We start from the raw sequence: 18,798 nt of genomic DNA on the forward strand, positions 1-18,798 counted from the left end.
GCTTATGGAAGATCACGGTAGGAGACAGCTCGTCCCATCTCACCCGCATTCTCTTTTTGAACCAGCGTATTGGCATTGATATAAGCAATGGCAGAGGCTTTTAATACATCGAAGTCCAAACCAGAGGCATTGAAGATCGTATCTGTATCAACATTTTCCACCGATACCAAGACACGGGCTTGGGCATCGATTCCATCAGTCACCGCATCGATGTTGTAAGAGGTCAAGCGAACGGTTTGCTTGAAGAATTTATCAATCGCATTAAAGATGGCTTCAACCGACCCTTGACCATTGGCAAGGAATTCAAGTACTTCCCCTTCTTCATTGCTGAGGCTAACCGCTGCTGTAATCGTTTCGTCTGCATTGGTTGTCAAGCGGAGATCGTTAAATTGGAATCCTTCTGGATTTTCCACTGCTGTACCAGCAACAAGGGCGCGGATATCAGCATCTGTGATCTCGTGTTTTTTGTCTGCCAGAGATTTGAACTTAGCAAACAATGGCTTGATGTCTTCTTCTGTAAATTCCAGTCCCAACTCATGCAGTTTTTCGACAAAGGCATGGCGACCAGACAATTTTCCAAGAGGGAGACTATTGCTCTTAACACCCACCAACTCAGGCGTAATGATTTCATAGGTAAGGGGATTTTTAAGGACCCCATCTTGGTGAATCCCAGACTCGTGTGAGAAAGCATTGCCACCAACAACCGCCTTGTTTTTAGGAATTGGAATCCCAGAGTAACGAGAGACCAACTCAGAAGTGTTGATGGTTTCATTAAGGACAATCGGACTTTCAACTTGGAAATAGTCTTCACGGATATTGAGAGCAACCGCTACTTCTTCAAGCGCCGCATTGCCGGCCCGTTCACCGATTCCATTAATGGTTCCTTCGACACGACGGGCACCATTTTTAACAGCAGCGAGGCTATTCGCCACGGCCATGCCTAGGTCATCATGGCAATGAGGGGAATAGATAATCTCGCGGTCTGTCTTGACATGGTCAATCAAGTATTTGAAAATCGCGCCATACTCTGCTGGTGTTGTGAAACCGACTGTATCAGGAATATTGATGTAGCTAGCCCCTGCGTCAACCGCAGTCTGGACAACTTGCAAGAGGAAATCCAATTCCGTCCGTGTCGCATCTTCTGGTGAGAACTCCACAACCTCAAACTTTGAACGTGCATATGAAACGTGCTCTTTAATGGCTTCAAGAATTTCTTCCTTGCTCTTGTTGAGTTTAAACTCCCGGTGAATGGGACTGGTTGCGATAAAGACGTGAACTTGCGGATACTTGGCATCCTTTAAGGCTTCATAACAAGCATCAATATCTGATTTGACAGAACGAGCTAGGCCAGTTACGGCTGTCTTGGTTAAGACCTTTGCAATTTCCTGTACAGCTGTGAAGGAATCCGGACTAGCCGCTGGAAAACCTGCTTCAATAGCAGAAATACCCCATTTTTCCAATTGTTTGGCAATGGCAATCTTTTCTTTGATAGAGAAATTAACTCCCGGAGTCTGTTCACCATCCCGAAGGCTGGTATCTAAAAATTCAACTTTGCGCATAGGGTCTCCTCATTTCTATGTAGTGGATATAAAGAAAAACATCTCACTCGGTCAACCAAGCGAGATGTTTTTGCCCGCTTGGTAAGCCAAACAGGACTAATGCTTCTGCACTAGCCCTTATACCTCAACAACAAAGCAAATTGAATAAACTTAGCTGTTTTCATGTTTGACTTTCTCCTTTGTTCAATGTCTTGTTTAGTATTTTAGCATAGGGAAAAAGCAATGTCAAGAATTTTCTACAATATTCAGAATTTTTTGAATAGAAACAAAATAGAGCTTTCATTTCTAGTTAGATTGAAGATAAAGTCATCTTAGAAACTTTCCGTCATGAGAAAAGTGCTAGAAACACTATTGTTTCTAGCACTCGGAATTATTGAACCTAAGGAAAGTTTTTAAGATGACTTTGAATTCAATTTGAATAGCCTCTTTCACCCTACTTCTTCTGATACAAATCGAAAACGATCTTGTCATTATAGAGGTCAATGGTATTGGCCTTGACATAGATTCCAAAGTCATTGTCAATTTCTGGCAATACAATGGTGATGGTAGACTGCTTGGGTGAGATCTGAACAAATTTTGGGATATTTTTATTTTTACTCAAGAGCTGCAAGACCATCCTTTGTGGAATTTGAAAGGTTCCAACTGAAAAATCCTTCACCGTCAAGAGGATGTTCCCATTTTCCAATTTGGATGGTTGGAAGTAAATATATAAGGGATACTCCTTTCCTAAGAGACTCAACTGCCCTTCTAATAGGATTTGCTGATTGTCCGCATAGACCTTGTAGTCGGACAGCTTATATTTTTTCAGTAGCGATTTGATAGTATCATTGAGTTGATCCCGAGTCGTTGTCATGGTTCCAACTTTGACATCTTTGATGCCAACTGCTTGATGAAGCTGGCTAACATCTTCTCTTGGCGTCGCTAAGCGTCCTTGCACAACTATAGCGAAGGCTAAGAGAAGGCTGACCAAACCTAAAAATAACCATTTCCAAATATTGATTTTTTGAAGGAATGGGACCTTCTCTTTGATGGGATTATTTTTGACTCCAAGTTTTTTTCGTGGCATTGATTTTCTCCAATATTGCTTGTTTCATCTTTTCATAGCCCGTATTGTTGGGGTGAAAGCTATCCTCTTCATACAGGGCATCATTGATAACGGTTGTCTTCCCATCACTGATTTCTGATACGCCCATTTTTCCATCAATTCCTTTATAAAGCAGATCATTGATCGGAACGAAATAGACCTGATCAAATTGCGCGATGGTTTCTTCCGTCGTCTCATTCCAACGATCTACAGCCGTCTGGATACTAGTTAATTCAGGAAAATTCAGGTAAAGAGGATTGTAGATCCCCACTACATAAATGGGAAGATGGGGATTGTCCTTTCTGGCCTTTGTAATAATTTCTTTGAGGTTCGCTGTATAATTCTTGAGCGGCTTTTGGATATCTGATAGAGAAAAATCACTCAGATGATCGACAACAACTTTGCGCAGATCATTTCCCCCAACCGTTAAGGTCATGACACGCGCCTTTTTGAGATCCTTCTGAAGATCTGTTTGCTTCTTGAGCCGATCTAAGATCTGAGAACTTGTATTCCCAGCTACTCCATAGTTGACAGGCTGGTACTGGCCGTCATTTTCATTAGACAGGCTTTGAGCAAGGATGGGCACGAAGCCCCCTTGCTTGGTGCTATCCCCTACTCCTTCGGTCAGTGAATCCCCTAGAGCTACATAAGTATAGGTGATTTCTTTCGCAGCCGTTTTGGGCTTGGTCATGCGAGGAGATGCAGTTGGTAGCAGAGCACGAAATAGAAAGACAAAGACAAGAAGGCTGGTTAAAAAGAATACCAAGCCTTGCATCATTTTTTTGAGATTCATATGAATACGATCGCTTATCCTTGAAAAATCACTTGTCCATCACAGATTGTATAAGCAACTTTCCCTTTTAATGTTTCACCCACAAATGGTGAATTGCCAGCTTTTGAAGCGAAATGATCCGATACCAGACGATCTGCTTCTGGATCAAAGATGGTTAAATCAGCCGGTCCATCCACTGCAATATATCCGGCATCAAAATCATAGAGACGTGCTGGATTATAGGACATCTTTTCAAGCAATTGCATCAGGCTTAAATGGCCAGCATGCACCAAGTAGGTCAAACCAAGAGAAAGCGAAGTTTCAAGCCCAGTCATGCCAGATGGTGCTTTGGTAATATCAGGAACATTCTTCTCATCTGCATGGTGAGGCGCGTGGTCCGTCGCAATCACGGAGATGACGCCTGACTTCAAGCCTTCAATCACTGCTAGACGGTCAGATTCCAAGCGAAGAGGTGGATTCATCTTAGCATTGCTTCCTTTAGTCAAGAGCAGACTTTCTGTTTTCGAAAAGTGTTGAGGTGCCACTTCTGCCGTCACATGAGCTCCTAATCCTTGGGCAAATTCCACCACCTTGACACTTTCTTCCTTGGAAAGGTGTTGGATATGGAGGTGAGCACCTGTCGCATGGGCAATCATGGCATCACGCGCAGCCATTGAATATTCGGCTACACCCGTCGCCCCACAGACATGGAAGTGTTCCTTAGCAATGTTCTCATTCAAACCAAGAATGCCATTCAACTCAGGGTCTTCTTCATGCAGACTAATAAAGGTTCCTAGACGCTTAGCTTCTTCCAAGGCTTGGCGGACAACCTTAGTGCTTTGAAGGGGAATCCCATCATCTGAAAATCCTACTGCACCAGCCTTAAGCAGTCCTTCGAAATCTGTCAGGTGTTGACCGTCAAAGTTCTTAGTCACCGTCGCAACCGTATGAATGTGAAGATTTTCCTTGGCTGCAGAAGCTAAGACTTCTTCTAAGGTAGCAATATCTGAAATGGTCGGATTGGTATTGGCCATCATAACCACTCGGGTAAAACCACCCGCAGCTGCGGCTAAGGCACCCGTATGGATGTCTTCTTTATGAGTTTGACCGGGTTCACGGAAATGCACGTGTACATCGATCAAACCAGGAGCTACAACCAGACCAGTAGCATCAAAGACTTCTTGTCCATCCGTTGGGAGGTTTTCAGCGATCTCTACAATTTTCTTTCCTTCAATGCGAAGATCACAGACTTGATCCAAGCCTGTCTTGGGATCCATTACGCGACCATTTTTAATGACAACCATTGCATTCTCCTTTATTCATAAAAATCAACATGCGACTCTAACAAGCGATCGCCGTCATAGCGAAACATTGCTGAAAAGAAGGGTTTATCCTCCAACAACCACTCGACAAAGGTGTGGTCCCCTTCCCAGGTTGGTTTTGAGAGGACTTGATCATAAGGCACCCACTCCAAGGTCCCTTCGTTACACTCGATTAGTTCTCCTTCAAAATCTGTTACCTTGAAGACATAGGTGTACCAGTCTAAATCTGGAGTGAACTCCGGAAAGGTAATGATCCCTTTTAAGACTGGCTTGGCTCTAAGGCCCGTCTCCTCAAAAATCTCACGCGCAGCACACTCCTGTGGAGTTTCTCCGCGTTCTAGTTTTCCACCAACTCCGATCCATTTACCTTCATGGACATCATTGGGCTTTTTATTGCGATGCAGCATGAGAAATTCTTTCCCATTGTCAATGTAACAAATCGTTGCTAATTGTGGCATTTCTTTCTCCTATCTTAACCAATCAATCGGCTCGCGTCCCGCCTCTTTCAAAAATTGATTGGTTTTTGAAAAGGGTTGGGAACCAAAGAATCCTCGGTAGGCCGATAAGGGACTTGGGTGAGCTGATTCAAGGACCAAATGTCGATCGTGGGTAATCAGCGGCTTTTTCTTACGGGCATAAGATCCCCAGAGGATAAAGACAACAGGCTCCTCCAACTCATTGACCACCTTGATCACAGCATCTGTGAAAGGCTCCCAAATTAGTCCTGCATGACCATTAGCCTGACCAGCTGGAACCGTCAAACAGGCATTGAGCAAGAGCACCCCTTGCTCCGCCCAAGAGGTCAGATCGTGGGAACGCTTCTCTCCGATATCTGAGCGCAATTCTTTAAGAATATTTTGCAAAGAAGGTGGCGCTGGTACATGATCTGGAACAGAAAAACTTAAGCCCTGCGCCTGATCCGGTCCATGGTAGGGATCTTGACCTAAGATCAAGACCTTGACCTGATCCATCTCTGTCGTCTGCAAGGCCTTAAAGACCTTGTCACGCGGTGGATAAACCACTCCTTTGCTATAGACTTCATTCATAAAGTCATTGATCTGGTGAAAATACCCTTCTGGAAGATGGGATTTGATGGCTTCATGCCAGGGTGAATGCTGCATGGAAACTCTCCGCTATCCAATAAATTCTTACCTTCCATTATACCACATTTGAAGCAGATCCACTGGATAAAAAAGAGGCTGGGACAAAAGTCCTAGCCTCTCAATTATTTTTGGATTGTCGAGCAAGACGCAGTGGTTGAGTGGGCTCTACTACGCTGATTTTATCAGCTTTTACAGCCCTACTCAACTGTGCGGAGGTGGGACGACGAAATCGAATTCTAACGAATTACCGATTTCTGTCCCACTCTCTGTTTCTGCCTGTCAAACAAGCGAGAGCTTTTAGGTATTTTCTTTCTTGGTAAATCCTGCTAGACCAATCGAAGCGACTAGTAAAATTTGCGGTAAGAATTGGATGAGGTAGCGGGTCTTCCCACCTTCAAAGATGGTTAAGAAGAGCAAACCACCAAAGACCGCTAAGGAAAGGAAGTTAAAGTCATCTGTATCTCGACGTTTGAGATAAGCTCCAACCAAACCAGCCGATAGGACGATCCAAATCACCTGCTTGACAAATTCATAATACTTGTACTGCGGGCGATCAATGCTAAGGAAATAGGTCCGCACCCATTTTGCCAGACCATTATTTTTAGTCAGGGGTGCATAGAGAGGATTGATAAAAGGCGTCTTCTCATACTCTACATCTCGGTAGAGCCAGCCCAGGGTCCCTTCTGCTACCGTCAAGGATTGCTTGTAGTAGATATGCCCGATCAAACCGAACGGACCGTACTCCTTGAGACGGCGTTTGATTTCTTTGATCACATTTTCTTTTTTAAAGAGGCCATTGTTGTAATCCGAGCGCTTATCCTCATCGATATAGGCTAGCAAGCCTTCTTTCATATCTTCTTGGTTGTGCCCCATATCTGTCAAGCCCAGATTGATAAACAAGAGCGGTCCTTTAGCCAACCCTTCTTGTTTCAAGATCGGTACAACTCTTTGATGATTGACCGCTGTATTCAATCCTGCAAAGACAAAGCCCGTCATCATCACGGTCACCGTAGCAATCTTGCCAAAGGCCTTCCAATTTCCTCTGAAGAAGAGCACAGCCCAAAAGGCAATCATGACAATAATCGTCGTTGGACGGATCAACATGTTCACGCCAGATAAGATTCCCAAACCAACAATCTTCTTCCAGGAGACTGCTTGATCTTCCTTCAAGAGATCCAAGGCCCACCATAACTGAAGAGCGATCAAAGGAAGTGGCGGAATGTCCGTATACATGGAATAGAAATACGGCGAGTAACAGATCAAGCTCACATAGAAGAGATAGACTAGATCAGCCGTTTTTTGATTGAAATGCTTCTTACATAGCTTATATAAGAGAACTGCACCCAGATTGACATAGAGGATATTGAGAGCCTGCATGACCCACAGACCGCTAGAGCCAAATAAGACATAGAAAAACTTCTCGTAAAGAAAGAGCGGAATGTTATTGGGATTGCGACTAAGGTAGTTGGTGATAGAGGATTGCTTAAGAAGATCAAAAGCCCCTTTGAAAACAACCGCAGCATCCCGACGGATAAAGAGCTCCGCACAAACCATAACAATCAACTGAAAGACAAGGGCTCCAAGTAAGAAGCCTTTTTTATGCCGAGTCAACCAAGCAAAGGCACTCTTTAGCCCATCGCGTTTCAGCCAGGCTAGCAGAAATAGCAATCCAGCACCTAAAATGGCTAGCCATGAAATCTCTCTCAGATAGGTCACACTGATCAAGAACCAGTGGACCATCACTAGCAACATGACAACATGAAGCATCCCAAATAGAATACGTTTACTTTTCGATAACATAGGTCCATTATATCAAAAAAACAGCATTTCTGCTGTTTTGGACTGACTATCAACTGTAAAATGGTAATTATGGATACATTCATTTTATCCAACCAATTTTTAACTCTTAACCTTAACTAACCTAAAACACTAGGATTAGAATACATAATAAAACAAGATAAATCCCAACTGTTAGAATCATTCCGATTTTATAGAAACCGACTAAGCCGGCATATCGTTCGACAAAACCGATCTGTGGGTCGACTGGATTATAAAAGACTGTCATGGGAGACCCAATTGGGAATATCATCCGCAAATCCAGATTTTTACCGGCTCCAAGAACATAGGTTCTATCGAAAACATTGGTTTGTCTTGACTTAGAAGAAGTCTCTCTGAAATAAGCGTAGGTAAAGTTCTTCTGGTATCTTTCACCCTCGACTTGATACTCCACCACAGGCAGAGAAATTAGCAGTTGATTTTTGGAATCAAAAGCAACTACTTCTCCCATAACTTTTGCGGTTGATTCTGTTTTCACTTTTATTTCACGACGATACAAGGTATAAAAGATGAGCAGCATGATCAAGAAAACAAGTGTCAGAATGCCCAAACTAAGCCAGAATGTTGTTACTGTCATTGATTTTTTACCCTTTCACATAAACTTGTTGGTTTCAAATCCCTTGAAAAAATTTTTACTCTCCTCTTTTCAACCAATTCTGTTGCTGTGCTTTTTCTGCAAGATCTTTTGCTTTATTGAGATCTAGTGAATTTGAATCTGATGGGGCATTAGATTCGATCTCTTCCTTCAATTCTTGTAAAGTTTGAACATCTTTCGGGGTTAAATTAGAGACTGTGCTAGATTCTTTTTCTGTCGAATTTTCTGGCACAGACTGGATCTCTCGATAGGTATTGATCACTTCAGTTCCTGCGTCTGTTGTCGGAAGAGGACGATAGAACATGAAGAAGCCAATAATGACAATCAGAAGAGCCGTAGCTGATACCAAAAAACCTTTCTGCAGATTCTCTGTAGTTATTTTAGTATCTTTAGTAGACAAGACTTTCCAGTCTGGATGTTCTTCCTCAGCTTCTTTTTTGGCGTTGAAAGCAGGGGTAACCAAGAATTGGTTCATCAAGGTCAGTGCCCCCAAGGCCATCAATAGAAATGGGATATGACGTGATTTACTAATGACCACTAAAATTCCTCCCGCAATAGCAATCAAACTAATGATGATATTGACGGTAAACCAGACCCGAGCCTGCTTCTTCATTTGCAAATAATGTTCTTTTGTCATCTTATTCTCCCTTAAAAATAGTTTTTCCTTCATCCATAAAAACAATTACTACTATCATACCGGATTTTACTTTGAGATTCAAGTTAACCACCAACTAGTGAAAATAGTATAAAAAAGAAGCGTTAGAAACGCTTCCGTCCTATTATTTATCTTGCCAAGTTTCTTGGTTTTCTTTGAAACGCCGCAACAACTCTAATCCTTCGGAGGTAATGTAGCCCTGTTCTTCTGCTAAATGGATCAATTCTGTGTAGTTTGACAAGGTTTCGAGCTGAACACCAGCTTCCGCAAATTTCTTATCAGCTTTCTCCAATTGGTAAGTAAAGATCGCTACCACACCAAGGACGTCTGCTCCTTCACGTTTCGCAGCTGCAACAGCATCCAAAACAGAACCACCAGTAGAAATCAAATCTTCCACTACCACCATCTTTTGACCTTGTGGTACACGGCCTTCAATTTGGTTTCCAGCACCATGGTCTTTTGGTTTGCTACGGATGTAGGCAAATGGCAAATTCATCTTGTCTGCAATAATGGCTCCGTGAGGAATCCCTGCTGTTGCAGTTCCTGCAATTACTTCTACTTCAGGGAAAGCTTCCTTGATTTTATCTACAAATCCATTTTCGATCAAGGTACGAGTTTCAGGATAAGCGAGGGTTACACGGTTATCTGTATAAATAGGGGACTTGATCCCAGATGCCCAAGTAAAAGGTTCTTCTGGTTTCAAATAAACCGCTTCGATTTTCAAAAGATGGCTAGCAATATCTTTAGCTAATGACATGACGACTCCTTTTTACGATTTTAATCATATACGAATTAAATCATTTCTTTGATTTAAACAACAACATTTCAGGTTAGTGAATGCGTTAGGGAAGGCCCTATCGGGCTTAATTATTCCGACGATCACAGAAGAGAAACGATCATTTTCTCTTCTGTGATCTAGTGAATGCGTTAGGGAAGGTCCAGTAGGACTTCCCGTAGAGCTACAAAAGTTTCACTTTTAGTAGCTCTTACGCATTCCACTGTCTCTTAATTTCATGGTAAGCGTCCCATGGGTTTTCTGCTTGAATAATTGGACGTCCAACGACAATATAGTCAGATCCAATTTTATGAGCTTCTTGTGGGGTCATAACCCGTTTTTGGTCACCGATTTCAGCTCCAGCAGGACGAATCCCTGGTGTGACACAGACAAAGTCTGATGAAGTGGCATCTTTGATCAAGGCTACTTCATGAGCTGAGCAGACAACGCCATCCAAGCCTGCTTCTTGGGCCTTGCGAGCATAATTGACTACAGATTCTTGGACCGTTGTTTGGATGTTTTGGCAATCACGCATGTCTTCTTCACTGGTCGAAGTCAACTGGGTCACGGCTACCAATTTAGCTCCTTCACCAAGAGCTGCCTTGGCTTCGCGCATCATCTCTACACCACCGGCTGCGTGGACCGTCACCATATCTACTCCGAAGGTCCCCAGTACGGACATGGCTGATTTGACTGTATTTGGGATATCATGTAATTTTAAATCAAGGAAAATACTGTGTCCAAGCCCTTTGAGGTAATGTACAATTTCAGGACCAACTGCATAGAAAAATTCCATTCCGATTTTTACAAATAATTTTTCGTCTTCTGGAAAATGCTCTAAAAAGTTTTTGACATCCTCGAAAGCTGGGAAGTCAAGGGCGATAATAGGACGTTCTTCACGCATGGATTACTCCTTTTTTGATTGATCATTTTGTCTACAAAAAAACCTTGCCCGAGGCAAGGTTACACGAAAATTAGGTAGGAACAACTACCATGATTCACCGTCTAGACCTTAGGAGCCTCTCTGGACTACTTTAAAGGTTTTTATTTATTGTAGTACGATATTTGGGAAAAGTCAAGGATTTACAGTAGATTTTCCCGTACATGTTTTCGGAAGTTCTCAAGGGTGTCAATACCATAGCGATCCATGACCTGTGGCAGATCTTCGATGATGGTTGGACAAGCATAAGGATCGGTGAAATTAGCGGTTCCAACTCCAATCGCAGAGGCCCCTGCAATCATCATTTCAATGGCTGCTTCTGCTGAATCCACACCTCCCATTCCGATAATCGGAAGTTTAGTGGATTGGGCAACCTGGCGGATGAGTTTCAAAGCAACTGGGAAAACAGCTGGACCCGACATGCCTCCCGTACCATTTGCAATGATCGGTTTGCCAGTCTTAAGGTCAAAGCGCATCCCGACCAAGGTATTGATCATGGTCAAGCCAGTCGCCCCTGCATCCTCTGCTGCTTTTGCGACCTGCGTAATGTCTGCCACACTAGGCGTTAACTTGACATAGACAGGGACTGAGGACGCTTCTACCGCTGCTTTGACAGCCGCATAGGCCAACTCAGGAACCTGCCCGATTAAGAGACCATTGTTCCCATGGTCTACGTTTGGACAAGAGATATTGAGCTCAATGGCCTTGACATTTGGCGCTTGCGAGATCTTGCTAGATACCGTCGCATACTCTTCATTGGAGAAGCCGGCTACGTTGGCAATAATCGGTAGGTCTGGATAATGTTGAGCCAACCAAGGGAGTTTCTCTGCTAGAACCACGTCTACCCCTGGATTTTGGAGACCAATGGCATTGAGCATGCCTGCAGGCGTCTCAGCAACACGTGGTGTCGGATTTCCGAAGCGAGCCTCAGCAGTTGTCGCCTTGATCATGATGGATCCAAGCAGGTCTAAGTCATAGTATTTGGCATATTCCTGACCGAAACCAAAACAGCCAGATGCCGGAATAATCGGGTTTTTCAAGTCTAAACCGGGTAAGGATACGGCTAGTCGATTTGCTGTCATAAGGTCCTCCTACATCACAATCGTACCGGTTTCAAAGACCGGTCCGTCTTCACACACGCGCTTATTGGCTGCTTGGCTTTCATTTTCCAGATGCACTACACAGGCATAGCAAGCACCCATCCCACAAGCCATACGCGATTCCATAGAAATGTAGGCGCGGGGATGATCATGGAATTTGGTATTGACATATTTGAGCATGCCAGGTGCTCCACAAGAATAGATAGCATCAAACTCCTGGTCCATCTGATCAACGATGGTTGAGACATAGCCCTTAGTGCCATAAGTCCCATCGTCTGTCGTTACAGTGACATGAGCAACCTTGGAAAGCTCTTCTTCCAAAATGACGGCTTCTTTGGTCGCAAAGCCGACAACCACTTCAACTTCTACCCCTTGCTCATGGAGTTGTTTGGCCACTTGGACCAAAGGAGGAACACCGATCCCGCCACCGATGATCAAGGTTTTCTGACCTTGACCGAGATTGGTGAGATCAAAGCCATTTCCCTGTGGCCCCATGACACTGAGTTTGCTACCAATTGGCAATTGGGAAAAGATAGCTGTCCCCCCACCTTCGATGCGGTAGATCAAGCGGCAAGTCTGTGTCTTACGGTCAATCTCAGAAATTGAAATCGGACGGCGAAGGAGCTTGGACCCGTCAGGGACGCGGATATGAAGGAATTGACCTGGTAGCATTTGCGCCACCATTTCCCCCTTTAAGATCATGGAATAGATGCGCGGAGCGATCTCTTCTTGAGCAACCAGCTCCATCTCCTCCATCATGATGTTGCCAAAGCGTTTTTTACAACTGTCACTGACCATTGGTTTCCTCTTCTTTCTTTCAGCAAAAAAGACCTCGCAAAAGCAAGGCCCTACAAATGATCAGCTAGACACAGTCTGCTGATCTTTTTCTGTCTTTCCTTGCAGGCCTCTCTGGACCTCTTAAAGGTTAAATTTGTCTCATTATATCGCGCTCCTTCTCGCTTGTCAAGTAGAAATCGGTAGCTTACGAAGCTTTCTTGGGATCAAAATCTTCTGGGATCGGTTTGATGTATTGCATGGCGATTCGGTTTTCAGGCTTGCGGTCAACTAGATAGAGAACCAGTAAAAAGAGCCATTCCAAGGGTTTCATCAGGTAATAGATCAGGTCCATAGCCCATTTCTTCCTGATATGTTTGGCAAAGGGATAGCCATAGCGGTCGTAATTGCGACGCAAGAAGCGATGGAATCGCGGCGTCTTTTCTTCTAGTACCTGTTCAAATGCATTGGCAATACAAAGCTGGCGATTGACAACAACCGGATGACCGTGGCGGATGCCCATCCGCTGGGGTTTAACAACTTTTTCATGACCACCAGCCGCAACCGTACAGAGATAGTGCTCATCAATGATGAGATTCTGAGGAGGGATCTTCTGTGAGAAGGCCCAGTCAGCTGTATTGGTCCAGGCCTTGATCATAGAATCCGGTTGCTGCCCAAAGAGCATGAGAACGAGGACAACGAGAGCAAGTGTTGGAAGGGCAACAAGAACTGCTAGCCATGGCCAGTTACGCGACCGATTTAAGAGCTGATGGAAGAATTGAAGCAAGCGATTCTCATAGGCCATCTCTGTTCGATCTTCCTGCCACTCCTTGATGCGAACCCATAAGAGATAGATGGAATAGATCAGTAAGAAAAAGGTATGAAAACTTGCTACCTGCAGTTGATTATCGAAAACTAAGAGAAGAACCACACCTCCTAGAATGCCACTGATGCAGAAGACATTTGCTAACGGCGAGAGTGAATTCGCATCCCGGTAGGAATAGATAATCAAGGCTAGTAAAGTAAGAGTTGCCAGTGTGAAGAAGGTCGGATAGGCGCCAGACCAGATCAGGGCATGCTTCTGAGAATTGACCAAACTCTCACTCCAATCGTAAAAAGTCATCTCCTTGACGATGTAAATGAAAATCGCTTCGAGAAAGCAACCAAAGAGACCAAACCAAAGAACAATGGTAGGCTGTTGCTTTTTCTTTTTGACAGGCTTAGGACTAGGTGATTCTTGCCTTTCTTTCATAAGGAATGCGTCATCTTCTCTTGTCCCTTTTCCTTCCTTTGGCCCTCTATCTTCAAACAAATCCGGATCTTTGAGAGCTTCTTCCTCTGCTTCTTTGAACTGGATGCTAGACCACCGACCGATCCCATAGATAATGACAAAAATATTGGGAACAAAAAGGGCTAAGGTCACACCATAGGGCAAAACCTCCATCGTAAAGGACACTATAGCAAGAAAACTAAACTGAATGAATGGATCCTTTATTGCATAGATCGACTCACTAACAACAAAATAAATGTAAAAGGCTAATAGAATCAGTGCATTTGTCACAAAATTGATCTGCAACAGACCGGCTGTGAAATGGGTTTCCAATTCCTTATCCTTTTTCTTATACCAGGAAACGAGTTTTTTCATAAGATCTCCTCAATCAATTTTTTACCATTCTATCAATCAGAACTTATCTTAAGCAAGGCAAAACTGTATTTTTCCATCAAAATCAGTCCCCAGATGGAGATTTTGTTTCCAATTTTCTATTTTTAAAATATTTGATCTAGCCTACTTTCTATTACCTCCCTCAGCCTGCGTTATTCTCTGATACAGTCCTTGAAAGACCACCTTTTACGGGAAAAACGCGCTCTTTTATGTTAAAATAAAAGCATGAGAATACAACAATTACAATACATTATCAAAATCGTCGAAACCGGCTCTATGAATGAAGCCGCAAAACAACTCTTCATCACGCAACCTAGCCTTTCCAATGCCGTTAAAGACTTAGAAAATGAGATGGGGATTGAAATCTTTATCCGGAATCCTAAAGGGATCACTTTGACTCGCGATGGGATGGAGTTCCTCTCTTATGCCCGCCAGGTGGTGGAGCAGATTGACCTCTTGTCCGAGCGCTATAAAAATCCTGTGGGCTCTCGTGAGCTTTTCAGCGTCTCTTCACAGCACTACGCCTTCGTGGTTGAGGCCTTCGTTTCTCTCCTCAAGAAAAGCGACATGGAAAAATACGAGCTCTTCCTACGGGAGACGCGGACTTGGGAGATCATCGATGACGTCAAGAATTTCCGAAGCGAAGTTGGCGTACTCTTTTTGAATAGCTACAACCGAGATGTCCTCTCTAAGATGCTGGATGATAATCACCTGATTGCCACCCACCTCTTTACAGCACAACCTCATATCTTTGTCAGCAAGACCAATCCTCTTGCCAAGAAGGAGATCGTCCACTTGTCAGATCTGGAAGATTTCCCATACCTTAGCTATGACCAAGGAACCCACAACTCCTTCTACTTCTCAGAAGAGATCCTCTCTCAAGAGCATCATAAGAAATCCATCGTCGTCAGTGACCGGGCGACCCTCTTTAATCTCTTGATTGGTCTGGATGGCTACACCATTGCGACCGGAATTCTCAACAGCAATCTCAACGGAAATAACATCGTCTCCATTCCCCTTGATATCGAAGACCCGATCGAGCTGGTCTACATCAAACATGAAAAAACAGCCCTCTCAAAAATGGGAGAAAAATTCATCGAGTACTTGCTTGAGGAAGTGAAGTTTGATAAGTAAAAAATATCTGAGTGTCTCATGTTCACTCAGATATTTTTTCTCATCTCAATTTTTAGAAATCAATATGGTTCAATAACTTGTATCCACAAAATCATTCCAACATTCATAATTTCTGAAATTAGTTAACTTATTTACTAAGTATTTCAGTTGTGTATTCATTTTTATCTGTGTATGTTTTCGATTGTGATATAACTCTTAAACCTTTAATGTTCTTGCTTCGGTCTTTCATGATATATGTATCTGTTATAGTAGTTTTAAATGAATTTCCTGTCATACGAATTCCAACCGGTTGATTAGTAAATCTATCAGAATAAAATAAATAAACAGCAAATTTTTCTTGACCAATATTTAAACTATTTCCACCATGATCAAACCGTCTATCCCAATAATTATATTGCTTTGATTGACCATAAGCATCAAAAAACCTTTGATTCCTTTCTGCTGTATTCATAACAGCTTGCCGAAAGAATACTGGGCGGAAAAAAGTAAATTCAGGTTCCGTACCATATTGGAAGTAAGTTTGTAGTTTCCCACTCTTAGGATTTCTAACTTGAAATCTAATCTCATATGGAAATTCTGGTATTTGAACCAAGGTATCCCCTTGGTGGAGCATTAAAACTAAATCTGTTAAAAAAATATAACTGTGATCCACCTTTTTTAGATTTGGAAAACGGTTAGATAGTTTCGTAAGAAGTTCATTATTTAAAATTCTCTCGCTAAATGCAGGACCAATTGAACTTACATCAAAGGGGATGTCCGCTTTACTTTTATCTGTAAAGGTCGCATGTAATATTATGCGACCACCATATTCATCTATGTCTGTTCGGATAGATTCTTTCCATTGTCCATCAGATGGTTTCTTTTCTATGTCATCATGAATAAATTCGAAATTGATGTCTTTTATAATCTTTTTCTGTGGCTTAATTTTACTGGTTTTGTAATTGTACACATCATAATAAATCGCTCCGGGCTCAAATAACTCAGGTTTCAAATAATAACGAAGGGCAATATAACCGATGAATACACTAATTAACGTCAGATAGATATGTTTCTTCTTAATTTCCAACATCTTCACCTCCTTAAGAAAATCTATTTCATTATATCATAATCAAATACATTCTTATAGTGCTAGTCAAAAGGAAGATGTAAAAACACCTGAAACAAGTGGATTGCCACTTCTCTCAGGTGTTCTGTTACGGTTTTAATTTAGAAAAGACTTGGCCAATTTTTCCTTCGATAACCAGGTCTGCCTGTTTGTCTTGTGGGATACTGGTTTTATTGATGACAACCAGCTTCTTCCCTCGGAAATACTGGATCAAGCTAGCTGCTGGGTAGACCACAAGGGAGGTTCCACCGATAATCAGGAGATCAGCCTCTTGGATGGCTTGGGCTGCTTGGCTAAAGACGTCCATATCGAGAGGTTCCTCGTAGAGAGTTACATCAGGCTTGACCACCTTGCCACAGTCCAGACAGTGTGGAACCGGGCCTTCCAAAGCTAGAAAGGCCTCCAAATCATAAAATCGCTGGCAACCCGTACAGTAATTGCGGTCGGCACTGCCATGGAGCTTCAAAACTTTTTTAGAACCAGCCATTTCATGGAGACTATCAATATTTTGTGTCACCACCGCCTTGAGTTTACCGGTCTCTTCAAGCCACGCGAGATAGCGATGGGCAGCATTGGGCTTGGCATCGGGATAGAGCAGGTATTTCTTATAGAAGTCGAAAAAGTCCTCTGGATAGCGCTCAAACATGGTATGTGAGACCAATTGCTCGGCTGTCAAATGCCGTCCTACCTGAACACTATAGACACCGTCTGAGCTTCGAAAATCCGGAATATTTGACTCCGTGGAAACTCCTGCCCCTCCGAAAAACACGATCCGTTGACTCTGATCAATCATCTCCTGTAGTTGAGCAATCTTATCCATCTACTTCTCCTTTAGTAGCTCTTCCATGACAGCATTGGCCTGATCAAAATAAAAGTTAACTTGATCGTAATGGATGCCTGTGTAGCTTGCAAGATCAATCAAATTCTTCATAAAATCCTGAGAAGAGAAACCCGTCGTCCGATGGAGCTCTTCCTCATCAAAAGGCTTGATCAAGTGGGCCAGGGGGTTGCGAACTGATTTTTCTAACTCCCGCAATTGTTGGGCCGCAACTTTGACGCTATCTGGCAAATCCAACTGCACAATCAACTCCGTCAAACTGGACGAATTGACCACACTTTCGCTGTGGAATTGCTGCAGGATAGGGTTGCCAGACGCATGCAGGCTCTCAAATTTCCAACGGTCATAACTGGATTCTTTGGAGTTGTGGATATAGTTGGTAATATCAGGAATTTTCAACTGAATCAATCGCATAAAGATCCGATAGATAGCTGGACTGACGGCACGAACAAAGTCAATAATCTGCTCATTTCGCAACTTCGCCTCTAAGTCATAAAGGTAGTTGGCCAACTGTTCATCTTCTGGATCTTCATGCCAAAAAAGCTGAAAACCAGTCGCTTCTAGCAACTCGGTTCTCAACTTTTGATTCATGACAGGTTGGATATTAAGCTCTCGACGCTCCGACATTAACTGTAGTAAGCTCACCAACAAATCCGGTACTTCTTCCTGCTGCTTGATAGAGCGCAGAGCCCGGCTGTAGTGATAATTTTGGAGATCGTAGAGCCATTCATCATGAAAGAATTTTGCCATTAGTCTGCAATCAAGGTCTCAAGACCAACTTTCATCATGTCTGTGAAAGTAGTTTGACGTTCTTCAGCAGTTGTGTCCTCATCTGGATTGACCAAACTGTCTGAAATCGTCATGATAGCAAGGGCATCAACATGGTGTTGAGCTGCAAGATAGTAAAGAGCTGCAGCTTCCATTTCTACGGCTTTCACACCCCATTTACCAAGCTCGATATTCTTTTCAAAGTAGTTTGAATAGAAGACATCAGAAGACAAGACATTGCCGACGTGCGTCGTCATGCCAAGGTCTTTGGCAATGTGGTAAGCCTTGTCCAAAAGATCAAAGCTAGCAATTTGTGGGAAATCATACATGGGCCAATCATTGCGGATGATGTTTGAGTTGGTGGCAGCTGCTTGTGCCAAGACCAATTCACGGACATGAACGTCTTCATTTAAAGAACCAGCAGTTCCGACACGAATCAATTTCTTCACACCGTAATCTACGATCAACTCACGCGCATAGATAGAGATAGATGGCATCCCCATTCCAGTCCCCATGACAGATACACGATGACCCTTGTAAGTCCCAGTGTAGCCAAACATGTTACGCACTTCGTTAAAACATACAGCGTCTTCTAAAAAGTTCTCAGCGATAAATTTCGCACGAAGAGGATCCCCAGGAAGGAGAATTTTATCAGCAATTTCACCTTGCTTAGCAGCAATATGGATAGACATAATATAAGATACCAAGGGCGTTAAAGAGGCAAAGTAAAAATAGGAAATCCGACAAAGATGCCTCGCATCTAGGAGGATTTATC

Annotated in this window: 19 protein-coding genes; 1 reads left to right on the plus strand and 18 read right to left on the minus strand. The window is 43.1% G+C overall.

Translation table 11 applies throughout. The annotated features are described in order from the left end of the window. Nucleotides 1-2: 2 nt before the first annotated feature. The 14 genes from H7T92_RS09760 to H7T92_RS09825 form a co-directional block, all read right to left on the minus strand. Nucleotides 3-1,559, minus strand: coding sequence for a 2-isopropylmalate synthase (locus H7T92_RS09760; protein ID WP_201037667.1), 1,557 nt, complete (start codon nt 1,557-1,559; stop codon nt 3-5). Nucleotides 1,560-1,992: 433 nt separating this feature from the next. Beyond that, nucleotides 1,993-2,625 carry a YpmS family protein gene (locus H7T92_RS09765; RefSeq protein ID WP_201037668.1) on the minus strand — a complete coding sequence of 211 codons (633 nt, stop codon included), beginning with the start codon at nt 2,623-2,625 and terminating at the stop codon, nt 1,993-1,995. After that, nucleotides 2,594-3,436, minus strand: coding sequence for an SGNH/GDSL hydrolase family protein (locus tag H7T92_RS09770; protein ID WP_201037669.1), 843 nt, complete (start codon nt 3,434-3,436; stop codon nt 2,594-2,596). The genes H7T92_RS09765 and H7T92_RS09770 overlap by 32 nt, the downstream gene beginning before the upstream one ends. 14 nt (nt 3,437-3,450) lie before the next feature. Next, nucleotides 3,451-4,719 carry a dihydroorotase gene (locus H7T92_RS09775; RefSeq protein ID WP_049490678.1) on the minus strand — a complete coding sequence of 423 codons (1,269 nt, stop codon included), beginning with the start codon at nt 4,717-4,719 and terminating at the stop codon, nt 3,451-3,453. Between the two features lie 11 nt (nt 4,720-4,730). Continuing rightward, nucleotides 4,731-5,195 carry an NUDIX hydrolase gene (locus H7T92_RS09780; RefSeq protein ID WP_003003493.1) on the minus strand — a complete coding sequence of 155 codons (465 nt, stop codon included), beginning with the start codon at nt 5,193-5,195 and terminating at the stop codon, nt 4,731-4,733. Between the two features lie 9 nt (nt 5,196-5,204). Then, nucleotides 5,205-5,858: a uracil-DNA glycosylase gene (locus H7T92_RS09785; protein ID WP_049490676.1), complete on the minus strand. Its 654-nt coding sequence runs from the start codon at nt 5,856-5,858 to the stop codon at nt 5,205-5,207. Between the two features lie 279 nt (nt 5,859-6,137). Then, nucleotides 6,138-7,640: a glycosyltransferase family 39 protein gene (locus tag H7T92_RS09790; protein WP_201037670.1), complete on the minus strand. Its 1,503-nt coding sequence runs from the start codon at nt 7,638-7,640 to the stop codon at nt 6,138-6,140. Between the two features lie 121 nt (nt 7,641-7,761). Then, entirely contained in the window at nt 7,762-8,253 is a 492-nt protein-coding gene (locus H7T92_RS09795) for a DUF3592 domain-containing protein (RefSeq protein ID WP_201037671.1), read from the minus strand. Nucleotides 8,254-8,308: 55 nt separating this feature from the next. Beyond that, nucleotides 8,309-8,908: a hypothetical protein gene (locus H7T92_RS09800; RefSeq protein WP_134974487.1), complete on the minus strand. Its 600-nt coding sequence runs from the start codon at nt 8,906-8,908 to the stop codon at nt 8,309-8,311. Nucleotides 8,909-9,050: 142 nt separating this feature from the next. Continuing rightward, complete coding sequence (gene pyrE / locus H7T92_RS09805) at nt 9,051-9,683, minus strand: orotate phosphoribosyltransferase (RefSeq protein ID WP_003014772.1); 633 nt, start codon at nt 9,681-9,683, stop codon at nt 9,051-9,053. A gap of 229 nt (nt 9,684-9,912) precedes the next feature. Further along, complete coding sequence (pyrF, locus tag H7T92_RS09810) at nt 9,913-10,605, minus strand: orotidine-5'-phosphate decarboxylase (protein WP_003014774.1); 693 nt, start codon at nt 10,603-10,605, stop codon at nt 9,913-9,915. Nucleotides 10,606-10,784: 179 nt separating this feature from the next. Further along, complete coding sequence (locus tag H7T92_RS09815; RefSeq protein ID WP_021153106.1) at nt 10,785-11,723, minus strand: dihydroorotate dehydrogenase; 939 nt, start codon at nt 11,721-11,723, stop codon at nt 10,785-10,787. Nucleotides 11,724-11,732: 9 nt separating this feature from the next. After that, entirely contained in the window at nt 11,733-12,539 is an 807-nt protein-coding gene (locus H7T92_RS09820; protein ID WP_201037672.1) for a dihydroorotate dehydrogenase electron transfer subunit, read from the minus strand. Nucleotides 12,540-12,723: 184 nt separating this feature from the next. Further along, nucleotides 12,724-14,160, minus strand: a complete 1,437-nt coding sequence (locus H7T92_RS09825) for a DUF6688 domain-containing protein (RefSeq protein ID WP_201037673.1) — start codon at nt 14,158-14,160, stop codon at nt 12,724-12,726. 243 nt (nt 14,161-14,403) lie between these two features. Between H7T92_RS09825 and H7T92_RS09830 the strand changes: the two genes are divergently transcribed. After that, a complete protein-coding gene (locus H7T92_RS09830) occupies nt 14,404-15,312 on the plus strand; it encodes a LysR family transcriptional regulator (protein WP_003003594.1) in 909 nt (302 codons plus the stop codon). Between the two features lie 127 nt (nt 15,313-15,439). Here H7T92_RS09830 and H7T92_RS09835 read toward each other — a convergent pair whose 3' ends face one another. The 4 genes from H7T92_RS09835 to deoD form a co-directional block, all read right to left on the minus strand. After that, a complete protein-coding gene (locus H7T92_RS09835) occupies nt 15,440-16,381 on the minus strand; it encodes a hypothetical protein (protein WP_134974490.1) in 942 nt (313 codons plus the stop codon). A gap of 124 nt (nt 16,382-16,505) precedes the next feature. Next, nucleotides 16,506-17,237, minus strand: coding sequence for an NAD-dependent protein deacylase (locus H7T92_RS09840; RefSeq protein ID WP_201037674.1), 732 nt, complete (start codon nt 17,235-17,237; stop codon nt 16,506-16,508). After that, the gene (locus tag H7T92_RS09845) at nt 17,238-18,005 is read right to left on the minus strand and encodes a hypothetical protein (protein ID WP_201037675.1); all 768 of its coding nucleotides are present in this window, start codon (nt 18,003-18,005) and stop codon (nt 17,238-17,240) included. It abuts the gene before it with no gap. Continuing rightward, nucleotides 18,005-18,715: a purine-nucleoside phosphorylase gene (deoD, locus tag H7T92_RS09850; protein WP_201037676.1), complete on the minus strand. Its 711-nt coding sequence runs from the start codon at nt 18,713-18,715 to the stop codon at nt 18,005-18,007. The genes H7T92_RS09845 and deoD overlap by 1 nt, the downstream gene beginning before the upstream one ends. Between the last annotated feature and the right edge of the window lie 83 nt (nt 18,716-18,798).

Source organism: Streptococcus parasanguinis, assembly GCF_016648855.1.
In the GTDB taxonomy this organism is placed as follows: Bacteria; Bacillota; Bacilli; order Lactobacillales; family Streptococcaceae; genus Streptococcus; species Streptococcus parasanguinis_L.

Excerpts from the sequence above, each read along its gene's own strand:
- H7T92_RS09795 (WP_201037671.1), bottom strand. The coding sequence starts at position 8,253 with ATGACAGTAACAACATTCTGGCTTAGTTTGGGCATTCTGACACTTGTT.
- H7T92_RS09815 (WP_021153106.1), bottom strand. The coding sequence starts at position 11,723 with ATGACAGCAAATCGACTAGCCGTATCCTTACCCGGTTTAGACTTGAAA.
- H7T92_RS09775 (WP_049490678.1), bottom strand. The coding sequence starts at position 4,719 with ATGGTTGTCATTAAAAATGGTCGCGTAATGGATCCCAAGACAGGCTTG.
- pyrF (WP_003014774.1), bottom strand. The coding sequence starts at position 10,605 with ATGCGTGAAGAACGTCCTATTATCGCCCTTGACTTCCCAGCTTTCGAG.
- H7T92_RS09780 (WP_003003493.1), bottom strand. The coding sequence starts at position 5,195 with ATGCCACAATTAGCAACGATTTGTTACATTGACAATGGGAAAGAATTT.
- H7T92_RS09830 (WP_003003594.1), top strand. The coding sequence starts at position 14,404 with ATGAGAATACAACAATTACAATACATTATCAAAATCGTCGAAACCGGC.
- H7T92_RS09760 (WP_201037667.1), bottom strand. The coding sequence starts at position 1,559 with ATGCGCAAAGTTGAATTTTTAGATACCAGCCTTCGGGATGGTGAACAG.
- H7T92_RS09840 (WP_201037674.1), bottom strand. The coding sequence starts at position 17,237 with ATGGATAAGATTGCTCAACTACAGGAGATGATTGATCAGAGTCAACGG.
- H7T92_RS09770 (WP_201037669.1), bottom strand. The coding sequence starts at position 3,436 with ATGAATCTCAAAAAAATGATGCAAGGCTTGGTATTCTTTTTAACCAGC.
- H7T92_RS09835 (WP_134974490.1), bottom strand. The coding sequence starts at position 16,381 with ATGTTGGAAATTAAGAAGAAACATATCTATCTGACGTTAATTAGTGTA.
- deoD (WP_201037676.1), bottom strand. The coding sequence starts at position 18,715 with ATGTCTATCCATATTGCTGCTAAGCAAGGTGAAATTGCTGATAAAATT.
- H7T92_RS09785 (WP_049490676.1), bottom strand. The coding sequence starts at position 5,858 with ATGCAGCATTCACCCTGGCATGAAGCCATCAAATCCCATCTTCCAGAA.
- H7T92_RS09765 (WP_201037668.1), bottom strand. The coding sequence starts at position 2,625 with ATGCCACGAAAAAAACTTGGAGTCAAAAATAATCCCATCAAAGAGAAG.
- H7T92_RS09825 (WP_201037673.1), bottom strand. The coding sequence starts at position 14,160 with ATGAAAAAACTCGTTTCCTGGTATAAGAAAAAGGATAAGGAATTGGAA.
- H7T92_RS09845 (WP_201037675.1), bottom strand. The coding sequence starts at position 18,005 with ATGGCAAAATTCTTTCATGATGAATGGCTCTACGATCTCCAAAATTAT.
- H7T92_RS09820 (WP_201037672.1), bottom strand. The coding sequence starts at position 12,539 with ATGGTCAGTGACAGTTGTAAAAAACGCTTTGGCAACATCATGATGGAG.
- H7T92_RS09790 (WP_201037670.1), bottom strand. The coding sequence starts at position 7,640 with ATGTTATCGAAAAGTAAACGTATTCTATTTGGGATGCTTCATGTTGTC.
- H7T92_RS09800 (WP_134974487.1), bottom strand. The coding sequence starts at position 8,908 with ATGACAAAAGAACATTATTTGCAAATGAAGAAGCAGGCTCGGGTCTGG.
- pyrE (WP_003014772.1), bottom strand. The coding sequence starts at position 9,683 with ATGTCATTAGCTAAAGATATTGCTAGCCATCTTTTGAAAATCGAAGCG.